Raw genomic sequence first — 15354 nt, forward strand, 5'->3', positions numbered from 1 at the left:
TTATTCGGGGTACTTCGCGCAGCGCTCAGATTAATCCCCTCTAAATATACCGAGGGACTTCCCGGCTGGTAGTTAAAGTCATCTCAGCCAACGCAGCGTTGGCAATCGAAAACCCCTGCGATTGCGAGCGCTGCATTTTGCTGCTTACCCAACAAATGTAAAGTGGTTGCTAGTAGGCGAACTTTAGACAGTCTATGGTTTGGGAGTTGGTGCAGTTTCTCCTGCAAAGGAAGTACAATTACCACCGAGGCCAGAAGTAATCGCGCAAGTATTAGTTTTCAGCATTCCCTGATATGTATCAGCACCGGTGCCGGGGCCGCCCAACTCGTCGCTGTAAAGTTCTTTGTCCCAAATTTTGACATTTGCCTCCCTCGCCACAGTCTCCATCAACTTCGGATTAGTTGTAGTTTCGGCAAAAATTGTCGGCACTCCTGCGGTCTTAATTTCTGAGGACAATTCGGCAATTCTTGCTGCGGTGGGCTGTTCCTCAGTCGTCACACCCTGCAAAGCTCCAGCCATCTCCAAACCGTAAGCATCGGCATAGTAACTCAGAGCATCGTGAGTTGTTACTAACTTGCGTTTTTGGGCTGGAATAGTCGCAATTTGAGCTTTGATCCAAGTATCTACTTTTTGCAACTCATCTGTTAAGCTGGCTGCATTTTTTGTATAAATTTGAGCATTGTTGGGGGAAACTTTGATCAATTCATCGCGAATTGTTTCTACCATACGGATGCCATTTTGAGGGTTATGCCAAACGTGAGGGTCAGGGACTTTTTCGCCTTCTGCATGGGATTCGTTTTCCCCTTTCTCTTCGCCGTGCTCGTGATCGTGTTCGCCCATCAACGGTTTGGGAACGGCGAGTTCGTGGACGGCGATTTTGGGCGCGGAATTACTGCTGGATTGAATTAACTTAATGATGCTGGGTTCGTGGTTGTAGCCACCGTATAAAATCAGATTTGCTGTTTCAATCGCTTTGCGGTCTTCCGGCTTAGTTTGATAGGCGTGGGGGTCGTCTCCCGGCTTGATTAGACAGGTGGTGTCGATCGAACTTTGAGCGATTTCTTTAGTTATGTCGCAGATAACGCCAGTCGTGGCCACGACTTTGGGCAAGTTGGTGGCGGGACTAGCTGGAGTTTGAGTTGCGGCGGGACTCTCTGGCACTCCATTGCTTACGTTCTGTCCTCCACTGCACCCAACCAGCCCGCAGCCCATTGCCAAAACAGCCACACCGCAAAATCTGCGGGTTTTTCCAGCCCAGTTCTTTAACATTTTCACCTTTGGAACGATAATCATTATTGCTTTTTCGAGTTATCCTATTGTAGTAGCTACGAACAAGAATCGTTCTCAAAAGTTTGAATTATGTTAGAAGTGCAAGACTTAGCTGTTAATTATCGAGGAATCTCGGCCCTCAACAGCGTGAATTTCCAGTTAGATCCCGGACAATTAACCGGTGTGTTCGGCCCCAACGGCGCGGGCAAAAGCACGATGGTGAAAGCGATGCTGGGATTGATCCCGGCCTGTCGGGGTTTGGTGAAATATCAGGGGCGGTTGTTGAAGCAACAGTTATCGCGGGTGGCTTATGTGCCGCAGCGATCGCAAATTGATTGGGATTATCCGATTACGGTGTGGAATGCGGTAATGATGGCACGAACTGTCCAGACTGGTTGGTTTCGCAGTCCCTCGAAGCAGTCCCAAGAATTGGTGAAGGCTGCTTTGCTGCGGGTGGGAATGTGGGATTTGCGCGATCGGCAAATTGGCGAACTGTCTGGCGGACAGCAGCAGCGGATTTTCTTAGCAAGGTCGATCGCCCAACAAGCCGATTTATTCTTCTTCGACGAACCTTTTAATGCGATCGACAAAGCAACCGAAGAAATTATTTTCGATATTTTTGCCGAACTAAAAGCAGAAAATAAAACATTGCTAGTAATCAGCCACGATTTAGGCGAAACTTTAAAACAGTACGACAATTTATTATTGCTAAATAAGCAGTTAATTGCCACTGGTACCTGCCGGGAAGTGCTCACCGCAGCCAATATTCAAAAAGCCTATGGATACGATTTAAGTTTAGTGTCAGCCTAACCCAAAAAAGATTTATCTTTAAAATTGATAGTGGGACGGGCGTCCCGCCTGTGCAGTTAATTGTGGGACGGGCGTCCCGCCTGTGCAGTTAATTGTGGCACGGGCGTCCCGCCTGTGCAGTTGATTGTAGTTGAAAAAATCCTATTATTGACCTAATTCAATGTTAAACCTACTAATTGAGCCACTACAATTCGAGTTCATGCGAAATGCGATCGCCGTCGGCATTTTGCTAGGAATTCTCTGCGCCGTTGTTGGCTCCTACTTAATTGTACAGCAAATGGGAATGATGGTTGACATGATAGCCCATTCAGTATTAGCAGGATTGCCCGTAGCTTTTTCTTTAGGTTTCAATATTTCCATCGGCGCGTTTATATCGGGAATTATCAGCGCGGTAATAATGGCGTGGATTCAGTCGCAATCGCGCCTTAAAATTGATGCAGTTATGGCATTAATCTTGTCTACCTTTTTAGCAATTAGCGTCACGCTAATTAGCCTGTTGCGGACGACCAAATTAGACTTAGACGGGTTTTTGTTCGGGAATATCTTGTCAGTTGCACCTGCTGACGTGCAGCAGACTTTTGTGATAACTTTGATAATTTTGGTGGCGGTTAAACTCCTTTACAAAGAACTGCTATTTTATACTTTTGACCCGCAAGGAGCGCAAGCGTCCGGTTTACCTGTAAACTGGATTTATTTAGGGATGATTTCGGCGATTACGCTGACGATTGTTGCGAGTTTGCAAACTGTGGGGGCGCTGTTAGTAATCTCGCTATTAATCGGGCCGGGAATAACAGCGTATTTGTTGGTAAAAGAGCTACATTTAATGATGGGATTAGGAGCAATTATTGGGATTACAGCTAGCGTGACTGGTATGTATCTCAGCTATTATTTTAATATGCCGTCTGGGGCGGCAATTGTATTAGTTATTTTTGGGTTATTTTTAGTTGCTTTGCTGTTCAGTCCCAGTCAAGGGATTTTGACAAGAAAGAGAGGATAACACTCTTGGATGCACACACTCTATTTGTTGTGGATTTGTTGTGGATTTTTTACGCTTGCTTACGCAAAAAGTTTCCCGTAGGGATACTGCACCGTGCCCATTGCTGTCAACTTAAGCCTGAAAGCCATGAGATATCTCGCTTTCACCCCAGTCTAGATCCCCCTAAATCCCCCTTAAGAAGGGGGACTTTGAGTTGTTCTTGTCCCCCCCTTTTGAAGGGGGGCTAGGGGGGATCTGGGCTTAATCGTCAAACAGCAGTCTGTGACTACGTTTGACCTTAAGTGGACACCAATGGGCAATACGGTATCCCTACAAGGGCTATATATAGAGGTTCTGCTTAAGTCCTAGCTTACTTACTTAGCTTGACAATAAGCTTCGTAAACGCCGTCCAGCAGTAAGTTGATAGCAAAAGTTGCTTTCTCGGTGGCTAACAGCGCTTCCTGTTTTGCTTCTTCAGTTTGGCAAAGTTCTAACAGCGCTTCGCGGGTGGCTTCCGAGTGGAACTCGTCGGCTTTTTCGTGGACTTTAAAGAAAGACAAAGCAGCTTCGGAATCGATGCCGTAAAATTCCTTCAAACCAGCGATTTTGGTGGTAGAAACTTCGGGGATTTGCGCTTCGTAAGCGTAAAGGGCTGCTAAACCTGTGACGGGCGATTCGCTGCGCGCTAAGTCTTTGAGAATGCGAACGGATTCGCTGGTTTTTTCTAAGTGTTCGTGATCGATAACTGCATTTCTGTCTAAACCCAAACCTTCAGCAAAGCGCAGCCACAGTTCAGGGTGATTAGCAGCGCCTCTCTCTTCTTCTATCAGGTTTTCGAGGAGCATTTGACGAATTTTGATGTCGTCACAGGCGGCGTGCGTAGCGCTGACGTAGGTGGGGAAGTTGTGGACTTGCAGATAGTATTCTTTGGCGTACTCTTGCAGCATTGCCAGGTCGAGTTTACCTTCGTTCCACATTTGGTAGAACGGGTGTTTCAGCAGGTGGTTTTGGTCGAGAATCGTGTTGAGTTGTTCGAGAAATTGCTGTTGGGTCATAATTGTCGATCGCCTTGGAGGATAGTTCAGCCACTAAAATGGTATTGTAATCTCGCATTTTGTCAAGACCAAGTTTTCAATTTTTATGTTTTGATCCAACTGGTGCGCCCGTTATGCGAACTTAGGGCCCTCCGAACCCTTTGCTGCCCATAGATTGTGACCAAACCAGCAATTCACCTCCACAGCCGCCAGCGGCGAGAAACTGGCCTTCGGGATGCCATGCGAGACAGGAAAAACCGCCATCTGCACCTTTGAGAATTTGCAGCAATTGTTCTGCTTCATACCACAAACAAACTTGACCGTCTGCGGCGGCGGAAGCTAATAAAAATGTGCTAGGTTGAAAGGCGATCGCATTTACCACATTTTCATGCACCTCTAACGCCCAAGAATCCCAACCGACTCTTTCATCAGCATCTCTTTCCCAGACAGAAATGCCTTGAGAACTCGAAGCAGCTAACAAAGGCGCCCCCAAAGCATTAGTTTTACCCGACCAAGCTAACTCCCGAACTTTCCCCGGAAAACCCTGCATTACCCACGGTTCAAAATTGCCCCATTCATTAACAATGAGAGTATTGTCCATATTGCCACAAGCTAAATATTCCCCTTGTGGCGACCAAGCAATTGCACCGGTTGCAGAGGGTACTGATAAAATTTCCGGGTCTTCGTCCCAGTCTTCACCATGCCAAACTTTGACACCTTGATAGCCGCTAACTGCCAGATATTGAACCATCGGATGCCATGCTAAATCGAGGATAGATGATGACTCGAAATTCAGCGTTACTTCAACAACATTATCCTCAACATTCCATACTTGAACGTAGCGGCCCATACTGAAAGCTAACTGGTTGCAGTTGGGACTCCAACCTAACTTATCAACCCAGACACGCTGGTTGTCCAAATCAGCAATTAATTCCCCAGAATTAACGCGCCAAATTCGCACTTTTCCATCTTGTCCGCCAGCAGCTAGGAATTGACTGTCGCGGGAAAAAGACAAGCAATCGGCTGATTTATCCGTAGCAGTTTGTAGCGTTTGCAAGGACAATTCATTAACTGCCCCTACTGCCGCCAGCATCACTTCGCCCGCAGCGGAACAGACTGCTAAAGTTTTGCCGTCCGGCGACCAAGTAACAGCAGTTACGTAGTCAGACAGCATTTCTTTAGCGTGAAATTGCATGGTTAGTTCACTTTTATTTGTCTTTTTGTTACCCATATTTATTGAATCTGAGATGTTGCACTCTTCTTAAGAACGGGCAAGATGCCCGTGTCACAAGAGATGAATTTTATTCTGGTGGAACAGGCATCTTGCCTGTTCCGTTCCACAAAAGATGAATTTTATTCTTGTGGAACAGGCATCTGGCCTGTTCCGTTCCACAAGAAATGAATTTTATTCTTGTGGAACAGGCATCTGGCCTGTTCCGTTCCACGGGCAAGATGCCCGTGCCACAAAAGATGAATTTTATTCTTGTGGAACAGGCATCTTGGCTGTTCCATTCCACAAGAGATGAATTTTCATCTTGTGGAACAGGCATCTTGCCTGTTCATAAAAGGCTGATTAAAAATGCTTCAATATGTCAGTTAAACCAGACATCTACGAAAATCCTCTCGCAATTGATTTTCGTTTAAGTCGCGACCGATGAATACAAGCTCGTTTTTCGGAGTTTCTGTAGCCTTCCAAGGTCTATCCGGCCTGCCATCGAACAGCATATGCACTCCTTGAAAAACAAATCTGTTGTTTTCTCCGGCCATATTCAGAATGCCTTTTGTCCGAAAGATATTCGGGCCTTGAGTTCGCAACAATTCCTCAATCCAATCGCTAAATTTGTTGCCATCAATAGCACCGACTTCGACTATTGCTACTGAGGTAACAGTTTCGTCGTGTTCGTGAGTGTGTTCGCCCAAAAAGTCTGGTTCTATTTCTAATGCCCGGTTCAAATCAAATGCTTTGACGCCCAACAAAGCATCCATTTGTAATTCAGCGTTGTAAGTACGGTGAATTTTTGCCATTGCATTCATCGCGCGAATTCGCTTTTCTAATTCTGCCAATTCTTCCTCAGTCACCAAATCAGTTTTGTTGAGCAAAACTACATCAGCGAAGGCAATTTGTTCTTGAGCTTCGTCTGCATCCCAGTGCTGCCAGATGTGCTTGGCATCAACTACCGTGACAACTGCATCTAGCAGTAATGTTTCCCGCATATCTTCATCTACAAAAAATGTTTGAATTACGGGTGCTGGGTCGGCTAAACCTGTGGTTTCGATGACTATGTGATCGAATTTGTCTCGCCGCTTCATCAAATTGCCGATAATCCGAATTAAATCGCCTCGGACCGTACAGCAAATGCAGCCGTTGTTCATCTCAAAAATTTCTTCGTCGGCATCAATTATCAGTTGGTTGTCGATGCCTACTTCGCCGAATTCGTTGACGATGACTGCAACTTTTTTGCCGTGTTCCTGTGTTAAAATTCGGTTCAGTAGCGTAGTTTTGCCTGCGCCGAGATAACCCGTGAGAACGGTAACAGGAACTGATTCGATCGCCCCAGCAGTCACCATACTTTACCTCGATTATTTTACAATGATAACCATTATCGCTATTTTACACCAGACTTGCTGGCAGTGGTCACAATATTAAATAATGTTAATTAATTGTTCGTGAGAGCTTGGAGGGGCGAGTTTTACCAATAATATTTGCTGCAATTCAAAATATCGAGAAACCCGCCCCTCTCAGATCACAATTAATTGTTAATCATAGCTGCAATTCGATCGCGCTCTAGCTCTCGACCAATCAGCACTAATTTGGTTTGGCGGAGTTCGGAAGGTTGCCAAGGACGATCGTAAAAATATTCTATCCGCGAGCCCACACCTTGCAACACCATCCTCATCGGTTTCTTGGGAACCGCCACAAACCCTTTAATCCGATAGATTTCCTCCTGCTGCATCAAGGATTCCAGTTTTTTCACCAAAGCTTCAGGTTCAAACTCGCGATCGGCAATAAAGTAAGTCGAGTTGATATCATCATCGTGTTCGTGTTCCTCCTCAGTGTCGTGGTGACTCGGACGAGACTCCAAATCATCCTCAACCGCCGCATTAAATCCCATTAGCACATCGGGGTTAATTTCGCCACCTTTGCAAGGCACAATTTTCACACTCGGACGCAACTCTTGCTGCAACCAGCTTTGGACTTTCTTGTGAGTTTCCGCATCTACGCGATCGACCTTCGTTAAAAGTACCATATCGGCACAGGCTAACTGGTCTTCAAACAATTCCTCGATCGGAGTTTCGTGATCTAAACTATCATCAGCCTGCCGCTGTGCCATCAAAGCATCGATATCACCGACAAAAGAACCGCTAGCAATAGCTTCGCAATCAACAACAGCAACAACACCGTCTACAGTAGCACCGGTGCGAATTTCCGGCCAGCGAAAAGCTTGAATTAAAGGTTTAGGAAGTGCCAGGCCCGAAGTCTCAATTAAGATACAATCAATTTGCTCTCTGCGCTTCAACAATTCCTGCATAGTCGGCAAGAATTCCTCTTGAACAGTGCAGCAAAGACAACCATTTGTTAGTTCTACAATATTGCTGCTAACATTTTCTTCTTCGTCGCAAACTTGGCAATCGCGCAGCAGTTCTCCGTCAATTCCGATTTCGCCAAATTCGTTCACCAGAACAGCAATGCGGCGACCTTGATTATTTTGCAATAAGTGGCGAATTAAGGTAGTTTTGCCGCTACCGAGAAAACCAGTGATGACAGTAACAGGAATTTTGTGCATTGATAATTTTGTGCTTATTTGGTAATGGGATATCTTGTTCCGAGGCTCTGCCTGGGAATACAGATCTAGAGGCTCTGCCTCGCTGGAATATAAGGAGGGCTTTTAACACGAGGCCGAGCCTCTGGCTATGCACTCCCAGGCCGAGAATGTAGGTGACAACTTAAGACGGAAACCTACAATAAAAGTCGCTTTTAGGCGAAGTCTAGATCCCCCTAAATCCCCCTTAAGAAGGGGAGTAGGGGTTGACTTTGAGAATATTTCTTGTCCCCCCCTTATTAAGGGGGGTTAGGGGGGATCTAGATTTCGATAAAAACAAGAGAGACGGTCGGTTTGACGTTAAGTTGTCACCGATGGGCAAAGCCTGAAAGGAAATAGCTTAATTTCCCAGCGGTGGAATCTTGGCTAAAACGCCTTTTTTCAGAGCTGGAGGACGCTCAGACCAAGGCAACAAACCGTCCGGTTTAGCATAGTATTGACCCGCGCATTCGAGTACAGCCTCGACGCTTTCCGACTCATTTGCTGGTAAATCACCAAACAGATAAGTGTACTTTCCAACAGCAGCAAAAGACACGGCACAAGAGTGACTGCAAGCACTCATGCACTCAACCTCTTGAATATCAAATTTATCAGAAAACTCCCAATCTTTAGCGAGTTGGGACAAGTCTTCCATAAATTGTTGGCCACCGCTTTTGCCTTCGCGCTTGCCGTTTTTCCAAACACTAGCGCAAGCAGTGCAAACAAATAGACTGTGCTTTGTGCGTACAGCCGTGTTAATTCCATCCATCATCCGTACCTCGCAGATGCGTTCAAAAGTGAGTTAGATATCGGCGGGCATTCTGACTTGAGAAACCCCAAGGGTTTCATTACAGTTGCGGGACAGCGCCGGACTTGCACCGAACTTTCCCCGTTTCCTCTAACGGCTGCTCCCCGCTAGAACCGATCGCGAAATCACATCATACCGCACTTGCCGCCTTTTTTCAAAAAAGTTATGTTAGTAATGTCGATCCATCAAAAAAAAATAACTCTTTGTGCAACAGGCCAGATGTCGGTTGCTGACGGGATATAACCCCACCAAAAAAATAACTCTTTGTGGAACAGGCATCTGACCTGTTGCTGACAAGATAGAAACCCATCCAAAAAAAATAACTCTTTGTGTAACAGGCAATATGCCTGTTAATGACGGGCTAGAAGCCCTCCCATACAAACATTACTAAAAACTATATGAACGCCTTCCCCGATTTTTCCACTCACGGCTATCAGATTGAAAAAGAACTCGGACACAACAGTCTCGGCGGCCGAGTTACATACTTAGCGAAAAATACGAATACTCAAAAATTAGTTGTAATTAAGCAATTTCAATTCGCTCAATTAGGTGCTAGCTGGGCAGAATACGAAACTTACGAACAAGAAATTAAAGTTTTGCAAAAACTGGATTTTCCGGGCATTCCCCGCTATCTCGATGCTTTTCAAACTGACAGCGGTTTCTGCATGGTGCAGGAATACAAAAATGCCGAATCTGCTGTCGCCCGGACTTTTTCGCCGCCGGATATCAAACAAATTGCGATCGCAAGTTTAGAGATTTTAGTTGACCTGCAAGCTCAGAAACCGCCGATTATTCACCGCGACATTAAGCCCGAAAACTTGTTAATAGATGACGAACTCAATGTTTACTTAGTAGACTTCGGTTTTGCTCGGCTAGGAGGTGGAAATATCGCCGCTAGCAGCGTCGTCAAAGGCACGATGGGATTCATGCCGCCGGAACAAATGTTCAACCGAGAATTAACCAAAGCGTCGGATCTTTACGGCTTGGGGATAACCCTGATTTGCTTGTTAACTGGTACGAAATCTGCGGATGTTGGTAATTTAGTTGATGCCAATTATGGCATTCATTTCCGGCATTTAGTACCGCCATTGCAGCAGGGTTGGATGAATTGGTTGGAGAGGATGGTAGCGCCAAGATTGCAAGACAGATATCCATCGGCTGCGGATGCTTTAACTGCGCTAGAATCTTTGGATGTCAGCAGCTTGCCGAAAGTGAGAATTGAGCGCGATCGCCTTCAATTCACAGCTACTGAATATGGAGAAATCTTAACACAAACTATTGCAATTAGCAACCCAATTCCCGATACAATACTTTGTGGCAGGTGGGAAGTCGCGCCGCATCCGAACGATCCGCCCCACACGCCCTACGACCACTCTTGGATCTCCTTTGAACCGCAGGCATTTGAAAGCAATAATATCGAGTGTACAATCGCAGTCGATACGAGCAAATTGCTGGAAAGTCAAACTTACAACCGCCAAATCATCTTGCGCGCTAATTCTGAACCCGAAACTCATACAATAGAATTGCAAGCTACAACAGCCCCGCTGCCCGTACCGCAAAAAACTAATTTTTTGTCGGTATTAAGGCTGACTTTCAGATGCTGTTTGATCTTAGCAACTTTTATGTGCTGTTTGCTGTTAACATTTGTGATATTTGACTGGATTGATTATAGTTTCGTCTATCCGGTGGTTGACATCTTTTTGTATTCTGGGACTACTACTATCATGCTTCCCATCTGTTTTACGAGTGGCTTTTTGGGATTTTTAGTCGCCGAAATCTCCATTACAGCCCAATCAAACAAATATGATCTTAATTGGTTTCTAGCTTTATGTGGAGGGTTAACAGGATTGATTTTTTCTGGTTTTATTAGCAGCATATTAACCAGTATTCTTTTTGATATCGCGAAGGGTACGATCGATTATCAATTAATAAGTTTTGTGTATGCTGGGTCAGTGCTGGTTTCGATCCCAGCAACTTTACTTGGAGCCTTAATACTAGGAGGAAGGATTACGAATGTTACGAGCGAAAATGTTACGATAGTAGCAGTTATTATGCTGCTTTTATCATTTTCATTGTATGTTTCTACCGTTAGAATCGTCTTGATTATAGCGCTGGCATCCCTGATTTACAAGATAGTCTATTCGGTCTTTAACAAGCTGATTGACGAGCAGATAGCCAGACAAATTCTTGAAGTAGATGCTACCCAAAGAGCTTTTCTTACTGCCGGATTTTGTATGAGTTTGTCATTAGCATTTCTAAACTTCTTAAACTTAAAATCTCAATTAGCATGGGTTGAACCCAGAGAAATATTAGTTGTAGGAGGAACGATAATGACATCTCTAGCCGTGACTGGAATTCCGTTAATTGACTCGATCGTTTTTAAACCAAAAAGAATGCTTGCCAACTATCACAAATCCAGACCAAATTTAATTAAACCGTAAAAACTTGTTCGCACCAAGGACTTTCAACCTCAATGACTGAAGTCCTCACTAAAAACCTTACCAAACATTAAGAGTCTGCATTCCTGCCTGTTGTTGGCGGATTGTTTCGAGAGTTCGCTTTAAATCCAACTTTTAAAAACCTGGCTATTAACTATCACAACTCTCAACTACTAACTATCAACTATCAACTATCAACTATTTACCTATGAATGCTTTTCCTGACTTTTCCAACTACGGCTATCAAATAACCCGCGAACTCGGACACAATCGCGCTGGCGGTAGAGTTACTTATCTCGCTACCGAAATTAATACCAAACGTTCCGTCGCCGTCAAACAATTTCAATTTGCCCAAACAGGCGCTAATTGGGCTCAATATCAAGCGTGCGAACAAGAAATTCAGATTTTGCGAGAACTCGACTATCCTAGCATTCCCCGCTATTTAGATTCCTTCCCCACTGCATCGGGTTTCTGCATGGTGCAAGAATACAAAAATGCCCCTTCCTTGGCAAATTCTCACCGCTGGAAGCCCGAACAAATCAAGCAAATTGCTATCTCTGTTTTAGAAATACTCAAATACCTGCAAAATCGGGTTCCGCCAGTCATCCACAGAGATTTAAAACCCGAAAATATCTTAGTAAATGACCGGATGAATGTCAGCCTTGTCGATTTCGGATTTGCTAGAATCGGCGGGGGAGAAGTGGCCGCCAGCAGCGTTGTTAAAGGCACTTTGGGCTTTATGCCGCCAGAACAAATGTTCAATCGGCAGCTAACTGTTGCATCGGATTTATACAGTCTCGGCGCGACGCTAATTTGCTTGCTAATCGGCATCAATTCTACCGAAGTTGGAAGTTTGATGGACGATACCGGGCGGATTAATTTTAAACATCGGTTGCCACAGCTAACTCCAGAGTTTCTTGATTGGCTGCAAAAGATGGTGGAACCTAATTTCAAACACCGCTATCTTTCAGCAGAGGCCGCCTTAAATGCTTTAATTCCCCTCGAAGTAGTTCAGCAGCGTAACAACTTAAAACCGGTATTGATATCAGTCGGAGTATTAACAGCAATTTCTGCTATTTTTATTCCGCTTTTTGGGAAATCTCCCGAACCTCAAACAGCAGTAGATCTCAAACGAGTAATCAACTCAGCAAATTTGAACCCTAAGACTCAAGTAATGTTAACTGACGAATTAGAATCAACGAAACTTAGGGATGTTTGGTCCTTGAAGCAAAACAAAAAAGTCTATTTTGCTGTAAGTGCTGCTAACTTGCCAGAAGGAAAATATAGAAGTTATTGTAAGGTTGTCAACCCTCAAGGACTATTCGCAGCCCAGAGTCAATCTTATTTAAAAACGACGGGCGATCGATTAAATACTTGGTGCTGGTACAATTTTAAACAAGATGACAAACCTGGCAATTGGCAGTTTCAATTTTACTTAGACGGTCAAAAAGTGACGCAAAATAGTTTCAAGGTCTTACCTTAAGATAGTTGTTCCGGGCTGGCAGTGAATTTTTTTGCCGTCAAAAGTTGGCGGACTCCAAGTTTCTGCATAACTTGCGTTCTCCCGATCGCTCTCGCATAAAGCACTAATAGTTTTTATTACATTGCTACCCTTTTCTTTGTAAGCAAATACTGCGCCCGTGTAGGATTTCCCGGGGTTCCTATCAGTAGGTTTGACGCTCGCGATCGCGCTTTCAAATTGTGCTGGTTCGCGGTGATTGTGCCTAGTTTGAACCGGGCCTATTGATGAGACGATCCTGTAATTATAGTTCTTGGTCTGTTCTTTAAGTCCAAGACCCAATTTTGCAATTGAATCGCTAAATTGGCCGTATTCTGCATAGTAAGCTTGCTGCGCTTTATTGATGGCTGAAATATATGCTTGGGCTTCTAAAAATGTCTTACCCCTTGGCCGGGACAAGGGCGGGACGATCGTATTGAGTTTGAAATCGTAACATGACGCCATGAGGCCAGCCACAAGCGCGCTGTAAATTGCAATCCTCGGCAGCAAACTGGATACTGGCAATCTCGATTTTTTACGGGCTTTAGCTACATTGACTGACATTTTTTTAACTGTCATAAAGTAAATTTGCCAAGCTTGTAGGGTGCGCCACAAGCACCCTACAGATTACAAATTATGCAGTTTCGTGCTGTTTGTGCCAAGCGGGATGCCACAGCAATTCCGCAGTCGATCGCTTCTCGACCATTTCAGGAGTAATCATACAGTTAGCCACATCCTTGCGAGAAGGCAACTCGTACATCACATCGAGCATTAACTCCTCTAAAATGCTGCGAAGAGCTCTCGCGCCAGTTTTGCGACGATAGGCCTCCTGGGCGATCGCCCGTAGCGCTTCCGGCTGAAATTCCAACTCCACGCTGTCCATCTTTAACAGCTTTTGATACTGCTTCACCAGCGCATTCCGGGGCTCAGTCAATATCTGCATCAAAGCTGCTTCATCCAGCGGCGAAATCACCGTCACCACCGGAATCCGCCCGACAAACTCAGGAATTAAACCAAACTTGACTAAATCGTCCGGCTGTACCTGCTGCAAAATATCAGCCGCCCGCTTGTCTTTCGCCGGCAAAGTCGAGTTGCTTTCGCTTTCCGTTGGCTGAATAAAGCCTAAAGATTTTTTACCCAAACGCTGTTCAACTATTTTTTCCAAACCGACAAAAGCACCGCCACAAATAAATAGAATTTTGCTAGTGTCAACTTGAATAAAATCTTGGTAAGGATGTTTGCGGCCGCCTTGCGGGGGAACATTAACCACTGTTCCTTCCAACATTTTTAGCAGGGCTTGCTGCACTCCTTCTCCCGATACATCCCTGGTAATCGAAGTGTTTTCGCTTTTGCGAGCAATCTTGTCAATTTCATCAATATAAATAATGCCACGTTGCGCCGCTTCAACATCAAAATCGGACATTTGCAACAGTCGCAGCAAGATATTTTCTACATCGTCGCCGACATATCCAGCTTCTGTCAGTGTCGTCGCATCGGCTACCGCAAACGGAACTTCGAGCATTTGCGCCAAACTTTGCGCTAACAAAGTTTTGCCACAACCTGTGGGGCCGACTAGCAGGATGTTGGATTTTTGCAATTCTACATCGCTGTCAGGGGAAGATTTGTCGCTATCTTTAGCTTGGTCAACGCTCAAGCGCTTGTAGTGGTTATAAACTGCTACAGAAAGGACTTTTTTTGCTGAATGCTGACCGATGACGTGGTTGTCTAAATGCTGTTTAATTTCTGTCGGTTTCGGAATTTGAGCTAAAACGATTTTCGATTTGTTCGATCGACCCGGGCGCCGCGTTCCTTGTCCCTGAGACTCTCGCACCTCTGATTGGGGAATCTGTTGACCAATTGTTTTACTGGAGTCAAAGAACTCCTCCTCTAAAATTTCATTGCACAGTTCCACGCATTCATCGCAAATGTAGACGCCGGGCCCAGCTATTAACTTGCGGACGTACTCCTGCGACTTGCCGCAAAAGGAGCATCTGAGATGGGAGTCATATTTTGACATATTTGCCTCTTAATTTACGGTTGCGGTTGCTTGTTTCGACTGGGGAAGTTGCCGCGGGAGCGACCTTAGCTTTGCCCTAGAAGGGTTTCCCGATCGGACACCCAAGCCAGTCAAGCTTCGCGATCTCTATTTCTAAGTTAACACTTTTGAGGCTTTAGTCATTAGTCATGAGTCATTCGAGCAAATTTGAATTTTTCATTTTCACTTGAAAATAAAGCCGCACGGGCTTACCATTTTTTGTATTCCAAAAATTTTCCCGACATAATTATTTTCACTCGATCGCCTTTTGGGTCTGCTTCTTTCTCGACATCCATAGTAAAGTCGATCGCGCTCATAATCCCGTCACCAAATTTTTCGTGAATCACTGCTTTGAGTGGCATCCCGTAAACCTGCATAATTTCATAGAAACGATAAATCAGCGGGTCAACCGGAACCGAGGATTCCAAAGAACCTTTTAAGGGAGGTTCACAGAGAACCGCAGCCATCTCGCTATCTAGTCCCAAAGCCGAGATAATTTTCTCGGCTTCATCTGCTGATGCGGTAGCTTGACGATAAAGAACCGCCGCAATCCAAACTTCGTCGCGCCCCAAAACTTTTTCCAAATCTGCAAAACTAATTCCCTTAGCTTTTTTAGCAGCCAAAAGCTTTTCTGTAATTCCTGAAATTGCCATTAAATATTCTCCCCTTCACTCCAGTGTCCGATG

Annotated in this window: 13 protein-coding genes and 1 riboswitch; of the genes, 4 read left to right on the forward strand and 9 right to left on the reverse strand. The window is 45.0% G+C overall.

The window, feature by feature from the left end; translation table 11 throughout:
* Positions 1-192: 192 nt before the first annotated feature.
* Positions 193-1293 carry a metal ABC transporter solute-binding protein, Zn/Mn family gene (locus QUA43_RS01315; RefSeq protein WP_333370351.1) on the reverse strand — a complete coding sequence of 367 codons (1101 nt, stop codon included), beginning with the start codon at positions 1291-1293 and terminating at the stop codon, positions 193-195.
* Positions 1294-1359: 66 nt separating this feature from the next.
* Here QUA43_RS01315 and QUA43_RS01320 point away from each other — a divergent pair, with 66 nt between their 5' ends.
* Together QUA43_RS01320 and QUA43_RS01325 are read left to right on the forward strand one after the other, a co-directional pair.
* A complete protein-coding gene (locus tag QUA43_RS01320; protein ID WP_333370353.1) occupies positions 1360-2079 on the forward strand; it encodes a metal ABC transporter ATP-binding protein in 720 nt (239 codons plus the stop codon).
* A gap of 160 nt (positions 2080-2239) precedes the next feature.
* Positions 2240-3076: a metal ABC transporter permease gene (locus QUA43_RS01325; protein WP_333370355.1), complete on the forward strand. Its 837-nt coding sequence runs from the start codon at positions 2240-2242 to the stop codon at positions 3074-3076.
* Between the two features lie 353 nt (positions 3077-3429).
* On the opposite strand, the gene QUA43_RS01330 is transcribed toward QUA43_RS01325, so the two are convergent.
* The 5 genes from QUA43_RS01330 to QUA43_RS01350 all read right to left on the reverse strand — a co-directional run bounded on the left by QUA43_RS01330 (position 3430) and on the right by QUA43_RS01350 (position 8661).
* Positions 3430-4110 (reverse strand): CADD family putative folate metabolism protein, encoded by a 681-nt coding sequence (locus tag QUA43_RS01330; RefSeq protein ID WP_333204863.1) that lies wholly within the window; start codon positions 4108-4110, stop codon positions 3430-3432.
* Between the two features lie 121 nt (positions 4111-4231).
* Entirely contained in the window at positions 4232-5320 is a 1089-nt protein-coding gene (locus tag QUA43_RS01335) for a WD40 repeat domain-containing protein (protein ID WP_333370357.1), read from the reverse strand.
* A gap of 365 nt (positions 5321-5685) precedes the next feature.
* A complete protein-coding gene (locus QUA43_RS01340; RefSeq protein WP_333370359.1) occupies positions 5686-6657 on the reverse strand; it encodes a GTP-binding protein in 972 nt (323 codons plus the stop codon).
* 182 nt (positions 6658-6839) lie between these two features.
* A complete protein-coding gene (cobW, locus tag QUA43_RS01345; RefSeq protein WP_333370361.1) occupies positions 6840-7874 on the reverse strand; it encodes a cobalamin biosynthesis protein CobW in 1035 nt (344 codons plus the stop codon).
* Positions 7875-8250: 376 nt separating this feature from the next.
* Positions 8251-8661 carry a DUF1636 domain-containing protein gene (locus QUA43_RS01350; protein ID WP_333370363.1) on the reverse strand — a complete coding sequence of 137 codons (411 nt, stop codon included), beginning with the start codon at positions 8659-8661 and terminating at the stop codon, positions 8251-8253.
* Between the two features lie 22 nt (positions 8662-8683).
* Positions 8684-8830: riboswitch (cobalamin riboswitch) on the reverse strand.
* Between the two features lie 265 nt (positions 8831-9095).
* Between QUA43_RS01350 and QUA43_RS01355 the strand changes: the two genes are divergently transcribed.
* Both QUA43_RS01355 and QUA43_RS01360 read left to right on the forward strand, forming a co-directional pair.
* Positions 9096-11138 (forward strand): protein kinase domain-containing protein, encoded by a 2043-nt coding sequence (locus QUA43_RS01355; protein ID WP_333370365.1) that lies wholly within the window; start codon positions 9096-9098, stop codon positions 11136-11138.
* A gap of 205 nt (positions 11139-11343) precedes the next feature.
* On the forward strand, positions 11344-12618 hold the full coding sequence (locus QUA43_RS01360) for a serine/threonine-protein kinase (protein ID WP_333370367.1): 1275 nt from the start codon (positions 11344-11346) through the stop codon (positions 12616-12618).
* Here QUA43_RS01360 and QUA43_RS01365 read toward each other — a convergent pair.
* The 3 genes from QUA43_RS01365 to cynS all read right to left on the reverse strand — a co-directional run bounded on the left by QUA43_RS01365 (position 12610) and on the right by cynS (position 15321).
* Complete coding sequence (locus QUA43_RS01365; protein ID WP_333370368.1) at positions 12610-13212, reverse strand: type IV pilin-like G/H family protein; 603 nt, start codon at positions 13210-13212, stop codon at positions 12610-12612. The two genes, QUA43_RS01360 and QUA43_RS01365, sit on opposite strands and share 9 nt — an antisense overlap.
* Positions 13213-13267: 55 nt before the next feature.
* A complete protein-coding gene (gene clpX / locus QUA43_RS01370) occupies positions 13268-14650 on the reverse strand; it encodes an ATP-dependent protease ATP-binding subunit ClpX (RefSeq protein ID WP_333370370.1) in 1383 nt (460 codons plus the stop codon).
* Between the two features lie 227 nt (positions 14651-14877).
* The gene (cynS, locus tag QUA43_RS01375; protein WP_333370371.1) at positions 14878-15321 is read right to left on the reverse strand and encodes a cyanase; all 444 of its coding nucleotides are present in this window, start codon (positions 15319-15321) and stop codon (positions 14878-14880) included.
* Positions 15322-15354 lie beyond the last annotated feature (33 nt).

This window comes from Microcoleus sp. N9_B4 (assembly GCF_036701635.1).
Lineage (GTDB): Bacteria > Cyanobacteriota > Cyanobacteriia > Cyanobacteriales > Microcoleaceae > Microcoleus.

What these genes read in the sequence shown, in the direction of transcription:
- QUA43_RS01315 (WP_333370351.1), bottom strand. Translation starts at nt 1,293, where the DNA reads ATGATTATCGTTCCAAAGGTGAAAATGTTAAAGAACTGGGCTGGAAAA.
- QUA43_RS01320 (WP_333370353.1), top strand. Translation starts at nt 1,360, where the DNA reads ATGTTAGAAGTGCAAGACTTAGCTGTTAATTATCGAGGAATCTCGGCC.
- QUA43_RS01325 (WP_333370355.1), top strand. Translation starts at nt 2,240, where the DNA reads ATGTTAAACCTACTAATTGAGCCACTACAATTCGAGTTCATGCGAAAT.
- QUA43_RS01330 (WP_333204863.1), bottom strand. Translation starts at nt 4,110, where the DNA reads ATGACCCAACAGCAATTTCTCGAACAACTCAACACGATTCTCGACCAA.
- QUA43_RS01335 (WP_333370357.1), bottom strand. Translation starts at nt 5,320, where the DNA reads ATGGGTAACAAAAAGACAAATAAAAGTGAACTAACCATGCAATTTCAC.
- QUA43_RS01340 (WP_333370359.1), bottom strand. Translation starts at nt 6,657, where the DNA reads ATGGTGACTGCTGGGGCGATCGAATCAGTTCCTGTTACCGTTCTCACG.
- cobW (WP_333370361.1), bottom strand. Translation starts at nt 7,874, where the DNA reads ATGCACAAAATTCCTGTTACTGTCATCACTGGTTTTCTCGGTAGCGGC.
- QUA43_RS01350 (WP_333370363.1), bottom strand. Translation starts at nt 8,661, where the DNA reads ATGATGGATGGAATTAACACGGCTGTACGCACAAAGCACAGTCTATTT.
- QUA43_RS01355 (WP_333370365.1), top strand. Translation starts at nt 9,096, where the DNA reads ATGAACGCCTTCCCCGATTTTTCCACTCACGGCTATCAGATTGAAAAA.
- QUA43_RS01360 (WP_333370367.1), top strand. Translation starts at nt 11,344, where the DNA reads ATGAATGCTTTTCCTGACTTTTCCAACTACGGCTATCAAATAACCCGC.
- QUA43_RS01365 (WP_333370368.1), bottom strand. Translation starts at nt 13,212, where the DNA reads ATGACAGTTAAAAAAATGTCAGTCAATGTAGCTAAAGCCCGTAAAAAA.
- clpX (WP_333370370.1), bottom strand. Translation starts at nt 14,650, where the DNA reads ATGTCAAAATATGACTCCCATCTCAGATGCTCCTTTTGCGGCAAGTCG.
- cynS (WP_333370371.1), bottom strand. Translation starts at nt 15,321, where the DNA reads ATGGCAATTTCAGGAATTACAGAAAAGCTTTTGGCTGCTAAAAAAGCT.